11 protein-coding genes are annotated in these 15,421 nt (G+C 65.1%); all 11 read right to left on the bottom strand.

Going from position 1 to position 15,421, the window contains the following annotated elements; all coding sequences use genetic code 11:
- Positions 1–71: 71 nt before the first annotated feature.
- The gene (locus B2K11_RS11555) at positions 72–1,208 is read right to left on the bottom strand and encodes a pectin acetylesterase-family hydrolase (protein ID WP_163618433.1); all 1,137 of its coding nucleotides are present in this window, start codon (positions 1,206–1,208) and stop codon (positions 72–74) included.
- A complete protein-coding gene (locus B2K11_RS11560) occupies positions 1,195–3,462 on the bottom strand; it encodes a glycoside hydrolase family 3 C-terminal domain-containing protein (RefSeq protein ID WP_239525964.1) in 2,268 nt (755 codons plus the stop codon). The genes B2K11_RS11555 and B2K11_RS11560 overlap by 14 nt, the downstream gene beginning before the upstream one ends.
- Positions 3,459–4,700 (bottom strand): serine hydrolase domain-containing protein, encoded by a 1,242-nt coding sequence (locus tag B2K11_RS11565; RefSeq protein ID WP_163618434.1) that lies wholly within the window; start codon positions 4,698–4,700, stop codon positions 3,459–3,461. The genes B2K11_RS11560 and B2K11_RS11565 overlap by 4 nt, the downstream gene beginning before the upstream one ends.
- Positions 4,697–5,947: a family 1 glycosylhydrolase gene (locus B2K11_RS11570; RefSeq protein ID WP_163618435.1), complete on the bottom strand. Its 1,251-nt coding sequence runs from the start codon at positions 5,945–5,947 to the stop codon at positions 4,697–4,699. Before B2K11_RS11570 ends, B2K11_RS11565 begins: the two co-directional genes overlap by 4 nt.
- Before the next feature lie 28 nt (positions 5,948–5,975).
- Positions 5,976–8,324 carry an alpha-L-rhamnosidase gene (locus B2K11_RS11575; protein ID WP_239525987.1) on the bottom strand — a complete coding sequence of 783 codons (2,349 nt, stop codon included), beginning with the start codon at positions 8,322–8,324 and terminating at the stop codon, positions 5,976–5,978.
- Between the two features lie 200 nt (positions 8,325–8,524).
- Positions 8,525–9,508, bottom strand: a complete 984-nt coding sequence (locus B2K11_RS11580; RefSeq protein WP_163618437.1) for an alpha/beta hydrolase — start codon at positions 9,506–9,508, stop codon at positions 8,525–8,527.
- A gap of 51 nt (positions 9,509–9,559) precedes the next feature.
- Positions 9,560–10,675 carry a PHB depolymerase family esterase gene (locus B2K11_RS11585; protein ID WP_163618438.1) on the bottom strand — a complete coding sequence of 372 codons (1,116 nt, stop codon included), beginning with the start codon at positions 10,673–10,675 and terminating at the stop codon, positions 9,560–9,562.
- Positions 10,676–10,885: 210 nt separating this feature from the next.
- Positions 10,886–12,535, bottom strand: a complete 1,650-nt coding sequence (locus B2K11_RS11590) for a carboxylesterase family protein (RefSeq protein ID WP_345770774.1) — start codon at positions 12,533–12,535, stop codon at positions 10,886–10,888.
- Positions 12,536–12,631: 96 nt separating this feature from the next.
- Entirely contained in the window at positions 12,632–12,823 is a 192-nt protein-coding gene (locus tag B2K11_RS20820) for a hypothetical protein (protein ID WP_345770776.1), read from the bottom strand.
- A 415-nt stretch (positions 12,824–13,238) separates the two neighbouring features.
- Positions 13,239–14,399 carry an acetyl-CoA acetyltransferase gene (locus B2K11_RS11600; RefSeq protein WP_163618441.1) on the bottom strand — a complete coding sequence of 387 codons (1,161 nt, stop codon included), beginning with the start codon at positions 14,397–14,399 and terminating at the stop codon, positions 13,239–13,241.
- Positions 14,399–15,187 carry an SDR family oxidoreductase gene (locus B2K11_RS11605; RefSeq protein WP_163618442.1) on the bottom strand — a complete coding sequence of 263 codons (789 nt, stop codon included), beginning with the start codon at positions 15,185–15,187 and terminating at the stop codon, positions 14,399–14,401. Before B2K11_RS11605 ends, B2K11_RS11600 begins: the two co-directional genes overlap by 1 nt.
- Positions 15,188–15,421 lie beyond the last annotated feature (234 nt).

Genomic DNA, 15,421 nt, shown 5'->3' on the forward strand with positions numbered 1-15,421 from the left:
TCATCGCAACATCTGAGTGTACTTATATTTTCACCAGGCACGAACGCGCGCTCAGGTGCGGAGTATGCGAATCATCCCGTCAAGAGGCTCAGCCCATAGCTGCGCACGTCGCCGTTGACGGCATCCCAGATCCAATCGCGCGCGGTCTTTCCATCCACTCTTATGCGGTAGAAACCCTTGTCTCCAATGACACAGTGCTTCGTCAGACCCAACCCCTTCTGGCCAGGATCTGGGGCGTCGAACATGTACAAGCCCACCCCGGGGATGTCGCTCATCAGACGGGCAGCCATGCCAGCGATATCGCGCTCGAGCTTCCCTCCCGCTTCTTGGGTGAAGACCAGCCCCTTTCCGTCGAGGTAGTTCTGCATCCGCGCCAAGCCGCTGTCGCGGACCGAACTCGCGTAGAGACAGCGGACCCGGTCGCCGTGCGCTTGTGCGAGCGCGACCAGAGAGTCGCTCACCATGTCCTCGGACTGGAGGCGCGCGACGATTTCGTCAGGTGCCCCCCAGACGTCGGTGGCGATCCGGTGCCAGTCCTCCTTGAGCCCGAGAGCACTGTCGGCGCAGCAGACAATGCGGGGACACTCGGGAAAGTGCCCGATGACATCGTCGGCCAGAAGCGCGGCGCCCCATGCCCCTCCGCTGCATCCCGCGACCACCAGACTCTCCGGACTCGGGATCCACTTCTGCACCTCCGTCATGACGGCCCGGTAGTTGAGGTAACCGCGGTGGTGCAGCACCCGGGAAGACCCATCCATCGCCGTGTAAGGGAAATCCTTCGTGCCGACATGGAAGTCTCCGGTCGCGTAGGTGATCACGACCTTGGTCCAATTGCGGAAGGGGTTGTCGGGGAGGTCATCCAGGATCCCGTTGCGCACCACGAAGTCACCGAACAGGTCGAGACGGGTCAGGAAGAACCCCTCCTTCCCGCGCATGTACATCGACGCCGGACGCGCCGCCGTGTACTCATCCAGGGAGACCCCGCCGCCGCAGAAGAAGACCAGGAGCTTGTCCTCGGTTCCCAGCCGGATGTCCGCGAACGCCGGCTCTCCGTTGGCACCCACTCCGCCGTCAGGATAGAAGCGGTACCACGTGCCTCGCTCCGGGTCTGCGGGCAGCTCCGGGAACCGTCGTGCCTTGAGAATCGGCGTGAGCGCCTTCAGCCATAGCGGCTCACGCTCCCACGGATCCAGCTCAATCTTTGCCATTGCTACTCCACCGGCTATTGGGGACGATGTCAGGGCGCGGAGCGGCGACCGACTTCGCCATCAGCGCTTCGAACGTGCCCTCCGGAAGGTCGTCGCGGAGGAAGTCGATGATCCTGCCCATCGGCATGGTTCCGGTCACGCGGACGACTCTGGGCTCTGTGATGTACAGGAAACGGGGGTCTGCCACGTCTTCCCTGAGAGTCGGTCCGACGAGGGGGTGTTCCAGCCACTCCGCAAGTGTCGACCATCCGGTGAGTTCGCGTATGACGAGGTCGCCCTCAAGAGCGATGGACTGCTCGGCGTGGATAGATTCGGCATCCCATCCAAGCTGCACGACGTAGTCTCCGGGGGCGACCACCCAGTTCTTCTGCGGTACGTCCCAGTAGGCGAAGGCCCGACGATCGAGCGGCAGCTCCACGCGCATCGTCTGTCCTGGCTCGAGAAACACCTTGGTGAAGGCACGCAATTCCCGCTGCGGTCGCAGCACTCGATCATGGGCGGTGGCATCGACATAGATCTGCACAACGTGCGCGCCGGCGCGGTCGCCCGTGTTGGTGACCCGCACGGAAGCGGCGGCAGAGTCCTGCCCTGTCACATGCACGCTGAACTCGCTTATCCGGAACGTGGTGTAGCTCAGACCGTGACCGAAAGGGTATCTGACGGGGCGCCCCATCTTGCTGTAGCCGCGATAGCCGACGAGCACACGCTCGCCATAGAGGACGTGCCCCTCCTCGCCCGGAAAATTCGGTGCGCTCGGGCTGTCGATCAGACGTCGTGGGATCGTCTCGGCGAGCCGGCCGGACGGGTTGACCGCTCCATAGAGGAGGTCTGCAATCGCTGCGCCGCTTGCCTGCCCGAGCAGGAAGGCATCGAGGATGGCGTCGACATCGTCGTGCCAGTCCTCCATCGAGACGACTCCACCGTGCGAGAGCACGACGACGGTGCGGGATGCCGCAGCTGCGACTTCCTTGATCAGTTCGACCTGGTCGGCAGGAAGCTCGAGTGTGGTGCGGTCGTAACCCTCGGATTCGTCGGACTCCCGCAAGCCGGCGAACACGAGAGCGATGTCGGCCCCAGCCGCCGCGTGTGCGGCCGCGGCACGCAGAGCGCTCGGGTCGCCACTGCCATCCAGGGTGAAGCCGGGCTGGAAGTCGACATGGGCGTTCGCGTACTCGACGACCGAATCGAGAAAGGACGCAGTGCGGGTGGAGTTGACGCGAGAACTTCCGCCGCCCTGATATCGAGGGGTTCGGGCGAACTCGCCGATCACGGCGAGCTTGGACGAACCACTCAACGGAAGAGCGCCGTCGTTCTTGAGCAGCACGGCGCACTGGGCAGCCACCTGCCTGGCCAGCTGGTGGTGGACGTCGAGGTCTACGTCGCCATCCGCAGTCCCGCGCCAGCTCGATAGTCCGATAACGCGTTGGACAGCGGAATCCAGCTCATCCTCATCCAGCACTCCCGCTCGGACTGCAGCGGCGATGATCGGTGGGTTTCGACCCTCGCTGCCCGGCATTTCGAGATCGACACCGGCGTGCACGGCGACAACGGGGTCATGCACGGCGCCCCAGTCGGAGACCACCGCACCTCCGAAGCCCCACTCGTTCCTGAGCACGTCGGTCAGCAACCAGCGATTTTCTGAGCTGAAGATGCCGTTGACGCGGTTGTAGGAGCACATCACCGTTGCTGGCTGGGCCTCGCGCACCACCCGCTCGAACGCGGGAAAGTAGATCTCTCTCAGCGTTCGCTCGTCGACGTCGGAGCTGACCCGCATGCGGTCTGTCTCCTGGTTGTTGGCGGCGAAATGCTTGACCGACGCGCCGACACCGCCAGCCTGCAGCGACCTGACGAAAGCCGCTCCGAGCACGCCAGAGACGAGCGGGTCCTCGGACAGGTACTCGAAGTTGCGTCCGCACAGCGGTGACCGCTTGATGTTCACGCCGGGGCCTAGCACGATGTCGACGCCCGCCGCCCGGGCTTCTCGCGCGATCGCGGCACCGATGCGCTCCGCGACGACTGGATCCCAACTCGAGCCGACCGCGACAGCGGGTGGGAAGCAGGTCGCCCTCGCGCTCTCCGCGAGTCCGAGGTTGTCGCCGCCACCGTCCATCATCACGCGCAGACCGTGCGGGCCGTCCGATAGACGCACCGGTTGGACACCAAGCTCGGGCAGGCTGGCGGTGCTCCATGGCCCGTCTCCGGACACGAGCGCTGCCTTCTGCTCGAGCGAGAGCTCGCCGTGGCTGTTGATCACCGTTCTTCCTCGGCGGTCGAGTTCGTGGGAACGCACGCGTACAGCGCGCCGATCAGCGCCGTCGACACCGACCAATCCTGGAGGTCCGTGCGGGTGAATCCCACGGATATGTGGTGAACCGGGTCGGCGAAGCCGATCTGGCCGCCCGCGCCCAGGTGCCCGAACGACTCCTTCGTCGGGCCGAAGCGCCACGGCTTGGGCGATTCACCGAAGTCGCCCTCGTAACCGAGGGCATAGCGCATCTTGGGGGCGGGAATCACCCGGAATATCCCGCTACGCGGCCAGATCATGGTGCGACCACGCGCCGCCGGAGTGCGGAAGAGGTCGATCGACTCCCGGCTGACGATGCGATGTCCGTCTAGTTCGCCGCCTCGGGCGAGCATTGCATAGACACGGGCGAGGTCTCTTCCGTTCGTCGTGGCACCTGCAGCCGGAAGCTCCGCCGTGCGCGTGCGCGGCAGGTTGAAGAAGTCCAGATTCGATGTGAACGAGCCGCCATGCATCTGCACACTCGACTGAGCGATCGGACTGCGCGGGTCCATCTGCTCCCTGAGCAGCATCCCCATCGCTACGCGAGCGGCACCCCGCGGCTCGGGGCCGGGCTCGATGACGAAATCCGCCATCCTGGGCTGGACCGCCTCAGGAGTTCCGATGTAGGTGTCAAGCTTCAGCGGGCGCGCCACCTCTCGCGCGAAGAACGTGCCGATCGTGTCCCCCGTGATGCGGCGGACGAGTTCCTGGAGCAGCCAGCCGATGCTGAAAGCGTGATAGCCGATGCGCGTGCCGGGTTCCCAAGCCGGCGGTGACGCGGCGATACGACGAGCGATCTCGTCGTAGTCGTCCCAGCCGTTGCCCGACCAATCCAGTAGGTCGCCGGGATCCTCGAAGGCCAGCAACCCGGACGTGTGGGTGAGGATGTGGCGAACCAAAGTTGAACTCTTGCCCGCCTGACCGTATTCGGGCCAGTAACGCGTCACAGGAGCGTCGAGATCGAGCTCTCCCCGATCCCACAGGATCTGCGCGCAGAGCGCAGCAAGTCCCTTCGTGGCCGACATCGCTGTCGAAAGCGTGTTCTCCTCCCAAGGCACGCCGGGTCGCGCCTCCCCACCCCACAGGTCGACGACCTTCTCGCCTTCGACATACGCCGCGACCGACGCCCCGCCTCGCAGGATCTCGCTGTCGGCGAAGGCTTGCCGGACGGGTTCGAATCCGCTCGCGACGCTTCCCGAGACGATCACTTCGTCTCGGCCGATTCGAGTAGCTGCCGAACGGTGGGCGTTCGGCTGGCGCGAGCCTGATCGCCGAGCCACGCCAGGCTGGGTCGCGGCGAGCGCTCGAAAGTCTCGCGATTGACGGCGATCAGTCCGAACGTCGGCCCCCACTCCCCCCACTCGAAGTTATCCAGAGCGCTCCAGTGGAGGTAGCCGCGTACGTCGATGCCATCTCGAACGGCAGCCTCGATGGAGGCCAGAGCACCTGTGGTGTACTCGATGCGGTCTCGGTCGTCCGCCGTCGCGATCCCGTTCTCTGTGACAAGGATGGCCGTGCCTCCGGTGATGTCCCACGCGTTGCGGATCGAGAGCCCGACCGCGTCCGGTCGGAAGGGCCACCCGGTCATCGTCTGCTGCTCTGCAGGCGAGTACGCCTGTGGTCCGTCGCGGCCGATCTTCCGGGTGGTGTACGACTGCACCCCGACGAAATCGTCGTCCCGAGACACCTCGAGGTAGCGATCCTCCCACGCCCACTTCACCTCGGCGAGGGCGCGCTCGGCGCCCGGCTCGGCCTCGAAGCCCTGCGCCGACACCGTCCACCCGATCTTCGCGTCGGTCGTCGCGTGGAGAATGTCGACGGCTCGTCGGTGCGCGTCCGACAACACACGTGTCACGGCATCGGACGGCGTGGGGAGGGCGAAGTCGGCGATCGGCCGGGAGTCGAGCGAACTGCGCTCCCTCTCCGCATTCGAGGCCCGTTCGGGCAATCCGGTCAGCAGGGCGATCATGTTCGGCTCGTTGATCGTGCAGATCCACGGCACATCGGCCGTGATACCGCTGACCTCCGTGACATACGCTGCAAACCTGGCGGCGGCATCCGAGCTGCCCCAGCCACCGCGCTGTGCGAACCACATCGGCGTGGTGAAGTGATGAAGCGTGACGACGGGAGTCAGCCCGAGGCCGAACGCGGTGTCGATCATGGCCCGGTAGTGCGCGAGCTCCTGTTGATCGAACTCCCCCGGTGCGGGCTCGATCCGCGCCCATTCAATGCTGAAGCGGTAGGCGTCGAGTCCGGCTTCGGCGAGAAGCCGCATGTCTTCGGGATAGCGGTGATAGCTGTCGACGGCCGCGCCGCTGCGCTCCTGGAACGGCGAATTCGGCGCCGTCTCGAGGTGCCACCAATTGGAGTTCGTGTTGTTGCCCTCGGTCTGGTGGGCGGAGGTGGCCGCTCCCCACAGGAAGCCGTCGGGAAAGGCCGGTTGGAGATTCGTCACAGGTTTCTCGTCTTCTCTTTGTCGTCTGTCAGTCGCGGAGCGTCGAGCGCAGCGTCGTCGTGGTCCCACCCGGGAGAATCGCCTCCGGCAGGCCGGGGAGGATCCCGCGCGCCTCCGAGCCCGCAGGCACAGCCACGGTCAACTCCACCTCGTCACCGTCGCGTCGCCAATTGACCGAAACGTCTCCCGCTGAGGTGAGAAGCCTGGCCGATGCATGGGTCAGTTCACCCCCGAATGTCGGGGCAACGGTGAACCGTCGCCAGCCGGTGGACTCGGCATCCTGTCGGAGGCCCACGATGTGGCTATAGAAGAACCCGACCACCGCGCCCTTGCTGTAGTGATTGAGCGAACCGTTGCGGGCCGTGCCGTCTTCGTCCACGTTCTCCCAGTTCTCCCAGAACGTCGTGCCGCCCCGCTCGAGCATCTCCAGCCATGACGGCACACCGGTCTGGGTGAGAAGGCGATACGCAAGGTCGGCGTGCCCCGTATCCGCGAGCGCCGGCAGCAGCATGCCGGTTGTGAGGAATCCTGTACCGAGGCGATCGTCTCGTTCCGAGATCAGTTCGACGAGGCGGGCAGATGCCGCGACCACGAGTTCGTCTGGGATGAGCCCGAACACGATTGCTCGGACGTAGGCGGCCTGCGTGTCTGAAGCGGTCCTGCCGCCTGCGCGAAGGAATTCCGTCCGCCACGCATCGAGCACACGCTCGGCGAGCGCGGCGAAGCGGGTCTCGTCATCCGGCCGACCCAGCACCCGCGCCGTCTGAACGAGTTGGCTGAGCGATCGGTAGAGATACGCCGTGCCCACCTCGCCCTGGTCTGCAGCAAAAAGAGCACGGAGGACCTCGGCCGGGTCACGATTTGGGGCCTTCGGATCTCGCGGCTCGAGCCATTCGCCGAAATGGAACGGACCGTCCCAGATGTACGCCTCGTGTGCGGCCGGTGTCTCCGAGCGCGCTACGCGGGACGGATGCCGGAAACGCTTGGCGCAGCCCAGCGCGTAATCGATCCACGCGACCGCCGACTCCCAGCTGTCCTCCAGGACGTCGACATCGCCATAGTGACGGTAGAGGGTCCAAGGCACCGCCACAGCGGCATCGCCCCATCCGGCCGAGCCGCCGCCGATCCGGTCGGGGTTGTCGGAGCGCCGCATCCGCAACGCATCCGGCGAGAACATGGCAAGGCATCCGTCGTCGTACTGATCATCGCGCACCGCCTGCAGCCATTTGCGGCCGAAGCCGTCGATGTCGAACAGCATCGCGGCGGTGGGCGCGAAGATCTGGAAGTCGCCGGTCCACCCGGAGCGCTCGCGTGTCGGGCAGTCGGTGGGCACGTCAACGGCGTTGTCGCGGAAGGTCCAGCGACCTGCCTCATGAAGCCGGTTGATTCGGTCGTCGCTGCACTCGAACCATCCCGTGCGGGTGAGATCGGAATGCACCGCGATCGCGGTGACGCTTTCAGGATCAAGCAGGCGACCCGGGTGCGTGACTCGCACGTACCGGAAGCCGTGCACAGTATGCCGCGGCTCGAAGACCTCCGAGCCGCGGCCGGCCACGACGCGATCCATCTGCTGAAACCGGATGTGCTCGCCCCGGGGCGTGTGAGTGTCGAGGTGGGTCGTCGTGAAAGTCTGGCCCGGGTCGAGGTGCTCGGCGAACTCGAGCACCGTCTCGGTGCCGGGCTCGCCGAGGTCGGTGAGCCTCGCCCAGCCGGTGATGTTCTGTCCGAAGTCCATGATCGAGACGCCGGCGGACGACGCGACAGTCGTCAGCACCGGCAATTCCTCGACCCGACGGACCGGCGGAGCGGGTGACATCGTGGGGTCCGGGCCCTCGACCACGCCAACGCGGACCGGGGCGGTGTCGGCAGAGACTCGGGAGAAGTCGGTCGTCTGCCCGCGCATCAGATCCGCACTGACGATCTCGGACTCTCGGCTGGTCCATGCGCCGTCGCTGACGACGGTCAGGGTCACCCCACTAGACACAGTCGCCTCGAGTTGAACCAGGGCGGCCGTGGTGTCTCCCCAGCAGTTCTGTGTCTGCTCAGACCCGTTCCGGCCTCGAAACCAGCCGTCCGAGAGCACGATGCGAATCTCGTTCGAGCCGCGGCGAAGAAGCGACCCGACGTCGTAGGCCTGCGCGTACACCGTGCGGTCATAGTTGGTCGACCCGGGGGCGAGCTCGTGATCACCGACGCGAGTCCCGTTTAGGAAGACCTCATAGATTCCCAGCGCCGTCGCAAACAGTCGGCCGCTTAGAGGGTCAGCATCTAGCGTGAAGCTTCGTTCCAGCGCGTAGGCGGGGCGAACATCGCCGACCTCGTCGGGCTCGGCTGGCGAGATCCACTCGCCCAGCCACGTGGCTGGAAGGGAGGACATTGCGGCGTTCACGAGATGACTCCATTCGACATGACCCCGGAGCCCGCGTCCGCTACGACAGGGGCCCGCACGCTGGTCGGCCGAAGAGGAGCGATGTGAGACCTCCTTGGCCCGAGAGCGCACTCCATCCTAACAGGAATTGTTGTGTGCGCTGAGATTTTGGTCACGGCTTGTCCGACAGCCCCGCGCCGCGGGGAGTGCTACTCGATAACCTTCAGCGCGAAGGCGCGCATGCGCGCCAGGCACTCGGCAGCCGTCGCATTCTCGGCGTGCCTGTTCAGGTACCCGTGCTCGAGCTGGTCGACGGTCTGATCGCGATAGAAGAGCTCGTTGGGCAGGCCCTGACGATCGAGCGCTGCGTGCAGATCGAGGGCGGAATCGATGAACCAGTGCTGGAGATTGCTCGTGTTGATGAAGGCCGGCGGGTACGCACCTCGGATGTGCTGCGGCACGTTGATGAGGTTGCCCGCGCGGCTGCCGTCGGGGACCTTCTCGCCCAGCCAGAGCTGGAACAGCATACGCATGTTCCGGTCGGTCACGCCTCGAGTGGTCAATGCCGCCTCATCGATCAGGAGTCCGCGGACCTGTTCGGCATCCAGCGCCGGCACGATTCCCAATAGCTCAGCGTAGGCGCGATCGGTATGGATGAGCCCGAGGATCTCGGTGAGCCCGGCACCGGCACTGCCGCCCATGATCACGACGCGGTCCATGTCGAGGGAGAGCTCGTCGGCGCGTGACGCGAGGTACCCGAGCACCTGATTCGCCTGAACCACCTGAACTGGGAAGCGATACTTCGGGGCGAAGGCGTACGTCGGACAGACGACCACGAAACCATCGGAGAGGAATGCGGCATTGACCGCCTTCTCAGACTCACGAGACGCGCCGGCGAGCGGATCCCCCGAGACCTTGTCGCCGATGAAGAAGCCACCTCCATGGAAGTTCACCAAGACCGGCAACTTCCTCGAACGATCCTCGTTCGGATACCAAACGTCGAGGAAGCTGTTCGGGTAGTCCTCCCCGTACTTGAGGTCGTTCACATAGACGACTCCGTCACCGAGCACCCGCGTGGATGTCGGGAGCGCCGGCTCGAAGGAGTTCAGCGGACGCGTGCGCCCCATCTTCTTCATCGCCGCCCTCTGAATGGCCGTGACGACCAGATCGGCCTTCAAGGTTGGACTCACCATTTCGACAACTTCCTTGTTACGCGTCTGAACAAATTTCCCACCGCGGAGCTGCTACTCAGCCCCCGCGCCGCTGGCGCGACACGACAGACTCGCTCCATTGCGCGTGAATTGCTCGAAGAAATCCCACGACAGCTGAGCCGCGTCCGGTCCGCGCTGATCGCCCTGAGGTCCCGGCCACGTGTGCCCCATTCCCTCGATGATCCATCGTTGGCCGATCTCGCAGCCAGACTGGCGGTTCTTCGCCACTTCCTTCGTCCATGCATATCCGTCCACCACCTGGCCGTGCTCAGTCGCCGCGGGGTCGGTGTAGAAGCTGCCGGGCTTCACCAGATTCGCCATCGCAAGCCACTGCTGGTAGCCCAGGCCGGAACATCCGCCCACATCGCCGGGCTGCTCGCCGAGAGGATCAAGCGTGCCGCCGAACGTGATGAAAGGGACGACCCGGGCCGGGGTGCCCATCGCGGTCACCGCCAGCGCCGCGTAGTCCGCCACCACGGCTGTGGAATAGTTCATGCACGTTACTGCCATGCCGGGCCCGGCTCCCGCAACCAGCCCCACCGCGGCATAGAGTTCGGGGTAAGCGGCCGCCGTCGCACTCGCCTGGAAAGCCCCAGACGAACCACCGGCCAAGTACACCCGGTGCTTGTTCCCGTGATATTGCTCGAGGATCTGCGTCGTCATTCCCGCGACGATGTCGGCAGCACCGCCCGCTCCGCGCGTGAGATTCGGGTTGCCGGTCGATGCGGTGAGCACCGCATCCTCGGCGACCGCAGGCCAACAATTCGGCTTGGCACCTTCGTTGTCCGCGTAGGCCACGATGAACCGCTCTCGGTCGGCGATCGTATTGAGGCCTGTGTCTTCCATCATCTCGGCCGCCGAGACTCCACAGCCGTTGAGCACTATATAGAGCGGAAGCCTGTCGGATCCCCTCCAGCCGACCGGGGTGTAGACGTGGTACTCGTACAGCGTCCCGTTCACCACGCCGAATTCGTGGTGCGAAAGCGTCCCGCCCCCTTCGTTCGATTCGCCGGTTGCCGCCGCGGCGGCCGCTGGAGCGGCCATGAGCAGGGCCGCAACTGCGAGTGCGGCGGAACCTATCCGCGTCGGACGAACCTGACGCGGTGATACCAATCGAGAACGAATGCGAAGGACTTTCGGCATCTTCATTGACACGTCTCTCTTCCGGGACCTTTGGCCGGTGATCCTCGTACGCCGTTCAGCGCACTGAACAGTCAGATTATCAGAAATATGACTGTGGTTATATTTTGGCGAACTTCGATCAAGGAGCGGCACGGTCGAGCGCAATAGGCGCCGCCGGGGGCACCGATGCAAGCCGGTATGGGCGCTCGCGCACTGGGACGGTGGGACGGGTTCGTGTCATCGCGCCTCGCCCCAGAATTCGCAGTGGTGTACGGCCGCGAAGTCACCGGTCACACGGTCACCCGACGAAGAAAGGCTGATGGCTGTGCCGGTATCACCGGAGAAAGCTGCCCAGGGGAGAATCCCGGAGGCCGCGAAATCGCCCCAATAGTCCATCATTCGATGAGCCAGGGTCTTCTCGTGGGCGGTCAGCGGCCTCTCCACATCGGCGTAGTCAAAGAGATACGCAAGCTCGGCGCTATGACTGCTGGCCATATCGATGCCCGGGATGCGCTGTCCAGCGAGCGTCGGCGATGTCGGATCGTCGAACTCAAACTGCCACGTCGCCACAGATTGTGCTGCCACGGTTTTCGCGAATTCAAAGGACCCGCATCCGAACGAAGCATCCGTCATGACCGCGGCAAACGCGTATGCCGGCTTCTCGTAGGCGCCCGCGGGATACCGCTGGAGCACCGCTTCGGCGCCAGGCCCGAAGAATGCCATCACCGTCTGGGCATATTGCTCAGCGGTTGCTGCCGCCGGGTCTGGCCCCAGCGCACCGACGGCTCCGATGTAGTCCCACTTCGTCGACCCAACGAGGACTGGGACGCGATGCCAGCGACCGGCTGCGATCGCCACTTGAGGCTGCTCGGGCACGGTCGGCACGCCGTAGGTTGGCGTGAAGAATCCGCCGGTGCTCATGATCGAATCCGCATCGAGCCCGCGCAAGCACTCGAGCTGATGGGGTCCGGTCGGACAGCCCAGCCCGGTCGCGAACGCCTCGCCCACCGCGATGGACTGAGCACGCGCGTTGAAGAGTGCTTGGGTGCACGGACCGCTCTGGAGCACCGCCCGCGAGAAGTAGCCCTCCGCCCGCGGAGATACGAGGAGTCCACAGATCGACATCGCACCGGCGGATTGTCCCGCAACAGCAACCTTTGCGGGGTCCCCTCCGAATGAGCGGATGTTTTCACGAACCCACTCCAGTGCGGCGATCTGGTCGCGCAATCCGGCATTGCCGGCGTCTGGTCCTTGGGACTCTGTGGCCAGGTACCCCAATGCGCCCAGCCGGTAGTTCATCGTGACGACTACCGTGTTCGTTCGCTCCGCGAGTTCGCGGGCGTCGAACAACGCTCCGCTACCGGCAGCGAACGCGCCGCCGTGGAGCCAGACAAGAACGCCCATGTCTTCGCGACCGCCACCAGTCGGCGATGTTTTATGGTCGGGGCGATAGACATCGAGGTAGAGGCAGTCCTCACTGGTCTCCACGCCGGTCACCGTGGCGAGCCCGGCCTGCAGACACGCTGGGGCGTGCGAGGTCGCTGATCGAACGCCCGGCCACCGCTCAGGCGCTTCGGGAGCGGCGAATCGCCGCTCTCCCACCGGCGGGGCGGCATACGGTATCCCGAGGTACGCCTCCACACCGCCATCCGAACTGCCCCGCAAGACGCCTTGCTCCACTTTCACGACCGCTCGACCACCGTCGGTTCCTGAGCCGGACCCCAGCTCGGCTGCATGCGCCGATACAGGGACGGACCCGGCTATCACGACGGCTGCCGTGATCGCCGCCGCGACGATGGCCCTCGTTCGCAGGGCTTGTCCACGGCCATGTGGATGTAGAGATATGCTCCGCGCTCGCGTCGATTTCATGTGGGACCTCATCTTCATTGATGCCGAGGACGGCGTGGGTAGAACTGGCGACTTAGGGCGCTGGATGCTCGCGAGGCTGACACCCTCGACACAAATCTCAGTCTGCCACTATTTTCATATCTCACTCTCGCCCGCATACCGGCTCGCGATGGATGTCGGTCGCACCACCGCCACTCCGGGGTCATCCGTCGACCTCCAGTCCGGGTGCAGTTCGCGGACGAGGTGCATGATCGCGTCGCGCAGCGCGTCGCCTCGCGAGGCTTCCGCGACAGGCGCGACGAACGCCGCGACGACATCGCCGCGCAGTTCATCGGGCCGACCACCGACCGCAACTTCGACGGCGTCGGGCTACTGCACGACGGTGCTTTCGACGTCGGAAGGGGCGATGCGGTCCCCCGCCGCGAGGATCACGTCGTCGTCGCGCGAGGCGAAGAAGAAGTTCTCACCGTCGGACTAACGAAACAGCATCCATCGATTCATCTCCGTATGAATGATGCGATCGATCTGATCCGTTTCGCTCAGGTGGCCGTCATCGGCGCGGTCGAACGGCGCCTCGGTGGGCATGTCACCATCAACAGCACGCATGTGATCCTCCTTGACCCCTGCGAACATTTCAGTTCACTCGTATTTCACGATACGGTGACATCGTCGGTTATTCCACCCACTCGTGTGTAATTCAGATGGCAGTTCGGTCAAGCCGGTGTCGGACACAGCTGCCGCGTCAGATCGCCTCGAGCACGCTGACGTAGTTCGCGACCGCGAGACCGCCCATGTTATGCACGGCCGCACGCCGTGCGTTCGGCAGCTGCATGTCACCGGCGGTCCCAGTCAGTTGCATCGACGCCATCACGTGCTGCGAGACGCCCGTGGCCCCGACCGGGTGGCCCTTCGACTTCAGCCCTCCCGAGACGTTCACAGGGAGTGCGCCGTCCCGATCGACGATGCCTTCCTCGATCGCACGCCTGCCCTCACCGCGTCGCGTGAGGCCGATGACCTCGTACATGATCAACTCTGCGATCGTGAAGCAATCGTGCACCTCGACAAGATCCAGATCGTCACGGGAGACGCCCGCCGCGCTCAACGCCCGTGTCCACGCCTGAACGCTCCCCGCGAAGGCGAGTGGATCGCGTTCACTCCACGGCAGATAGTCGTTCGCTTGTGCCATCCCCATCATGCGGACGGGGGCATGACGAGCGTTCCGCGAGGACTGAGCGGAGAGCACGAGCGCAGCCGCGCCGTCAGAAACGGGCGAGCAGTCCGTGCGTCGAAGTGGAGCAGCGACGACCGGGTTGCGATCCGACACGGTTCGGCAGAACTCTTCAGTCAGCGGCTTGCGCAGGTGAGCGAACGGGTTAAGCGCACCGTTGCGATGGCTTTTCGCGGCGATCATCGCGAGCGGGCCGCCGACCGGCCCGTACCGCTCTTCGTAGATCGCCGCCGTGCGAGCGAACAGTCCGGCGAACCCCGTGACGGACTCCGAACCCGCCGATTCGTAATCCGCGCCGAGCAGCGCTCGGCCGACGGCGTCGGAGGGCGCGTGCGTCATCTTCTCGGCGCCGATGACCAGAACATTGCGGGCGGAGCCAGCCTGAAGCGCCTTCACGCCCTGCAGGACCGCCGCGGACCCGGAGGCACACGCGTTCTCCACTCGCGTGGCCGGAACATGGCGCAGCGCGGGTGAGATCTGCAGCGCGAGGGAGGATGCGAATGCAAGGGGCACGAGCCCGGCGTTGAAGGTGCCGAGATAGATCTCGTCGATATCGGCCGGATCAAGCCCCGCGTCCTCGATGGCGGCAGCACCGACGCCGACGATCAGGCTCTCAAGGGTCTCGCCCGGGAGTTTTCCGAACTGGCCGTGAGCCCACCCCGTGATGAAGGGCATCACGACATCACCATGCCGCCGTCGACGCGGAGGCAAGTGCCGTTGACGTAGGCGGAGGACGGATCGACAAGGTAGGCGACGGCGGCGGCCACCTCGTGCGGCTCTCCCATCCGCGGGACCGGGATGGCTGCAACGTCGTAGTCGCCGCTCGCCGCCATAGGCGAAGCGATCGGCCCGGGGGCGACGGTGTTGCAAGTGATGCCCCATGCCCCCACCTGTCGAGCGATCCACTTGGTGAGGTTGATCGCGCCGCCCTTGGAGGCGGCATAGGCTGCGCCCGAACGCCCACCCGCGCCATCGGCGAACACCGGCCCGATACCGCCAGCCAGCCCCGAAACCGAGCTGATGTTCACGAGGCGCCCGTAGCCTTGTTCCCGCATATGCGGGAACACCGCGGCCTGACTCGCGAAGGCCGACGCCGTGAGGTTGGTGGCGAGATCCCGTTGCCAGACGTCGAGACTCAGCCCTTCGAATGACTCACGGCCGCACGTGCCGGCGCAGTTCACCAGGATGTCCAGCCGCCCGGCCACTGTGGCCGTCCGATGGATCGCCGCCTGCAGCGCCCCGACGTCACTGACATCAACGACGGATGCGCTGCTCGCGCCGATCTCGGCTGCGGTGTGTTCGACGTCGGTGGCAATGTCGAACGCGGTGACGCGAATACCATCGGCGACCAGGCGCTCGGCGATCGCGCGTCCGATACCCCGCGCGGCACCGGTCACGATCGCCACCTGTCCGCGCAACGGCGATGGCAATCCTGGGTGAGCTGCGGCTTCTGTATAGCTCATGTGCGCGAGACCTCCTCGGCTCGAAACGTACCTGCGACGGGCGAACAGAATCGAGAACTCGATGGTGCTCAACTCATACATCGGCCCACCGCGCCATACGCGGCGTACGAATACTGAAGCGTACACATATTTTATTGCGCTATCCAGCACGGGAGATAGGAGCTAGGCGCTCCCTAGCAGGGGAATCTAAGCTGCGGCAGTATTTCAGGGAGTGCCCGGAGGTTCTTCAGCCAT

Origin of the sequence: Microbacterium sp. B35-30, assembly GCF_010634855.1 — a bacterium.
Classification (GTDB): domain Bacteria; phylum Actinomycetota; class Actinomycetes; order Actinomycetales; family Microbacteriaceae; genus Microbacterium.

Coding starts and splice junctions, on each gene's coding strand:
- B2K11_RS11555 (WP_163618433.1), bottom strand. CDS start 1,208: ATGGCAAAGATTGAGCTGGATCCGTGGGAGCGTGAGCCGCTATGGCTG.
- B2K11_RS11575 (WP_239525987.1), bottom strand. CDS start 8,324: ATGTCCTCCCTTCCAGCCACGTGGCTGGGCGAGTGGATCTCGCCAGCC.
- B2K11_RS11580 (WP_163618437.1), bottom strand. CDS start 9,508: ATGGTGAGTCCAACCTTGAAGGCCGATCTGGTCGTCACGGCCATTCAG.
- B2K11_RS11585 (WP_163618438.1), bottom strand. CDS start 10,675: ATGAAGATGCCGAAAGTCCTTCGCATTCGTTCTCGATTGGTATCACCG.
- B2K11_RS11590 (WP_345770774.1), bottom strand. CDS start 12,535: ATGAAGATGAGGTCCCACATGAAATCGACGCGAGCGCGGAGCATATCT.
- B2K11_RS11600 (WP_163618441.1), bottom strand. CDS start 14,399: ATGCCCTTCATCACGGGGTGGGCTCACGGCCAGTTCGGAAAACTCCCG.
- B2K11_RS11605 (WP_163618442.1), bottom strand. CDS start 15,187: ATGAGCTATACAGAAGCCGCAGCTCACCCAGGATTGCCATCGCCGTTG.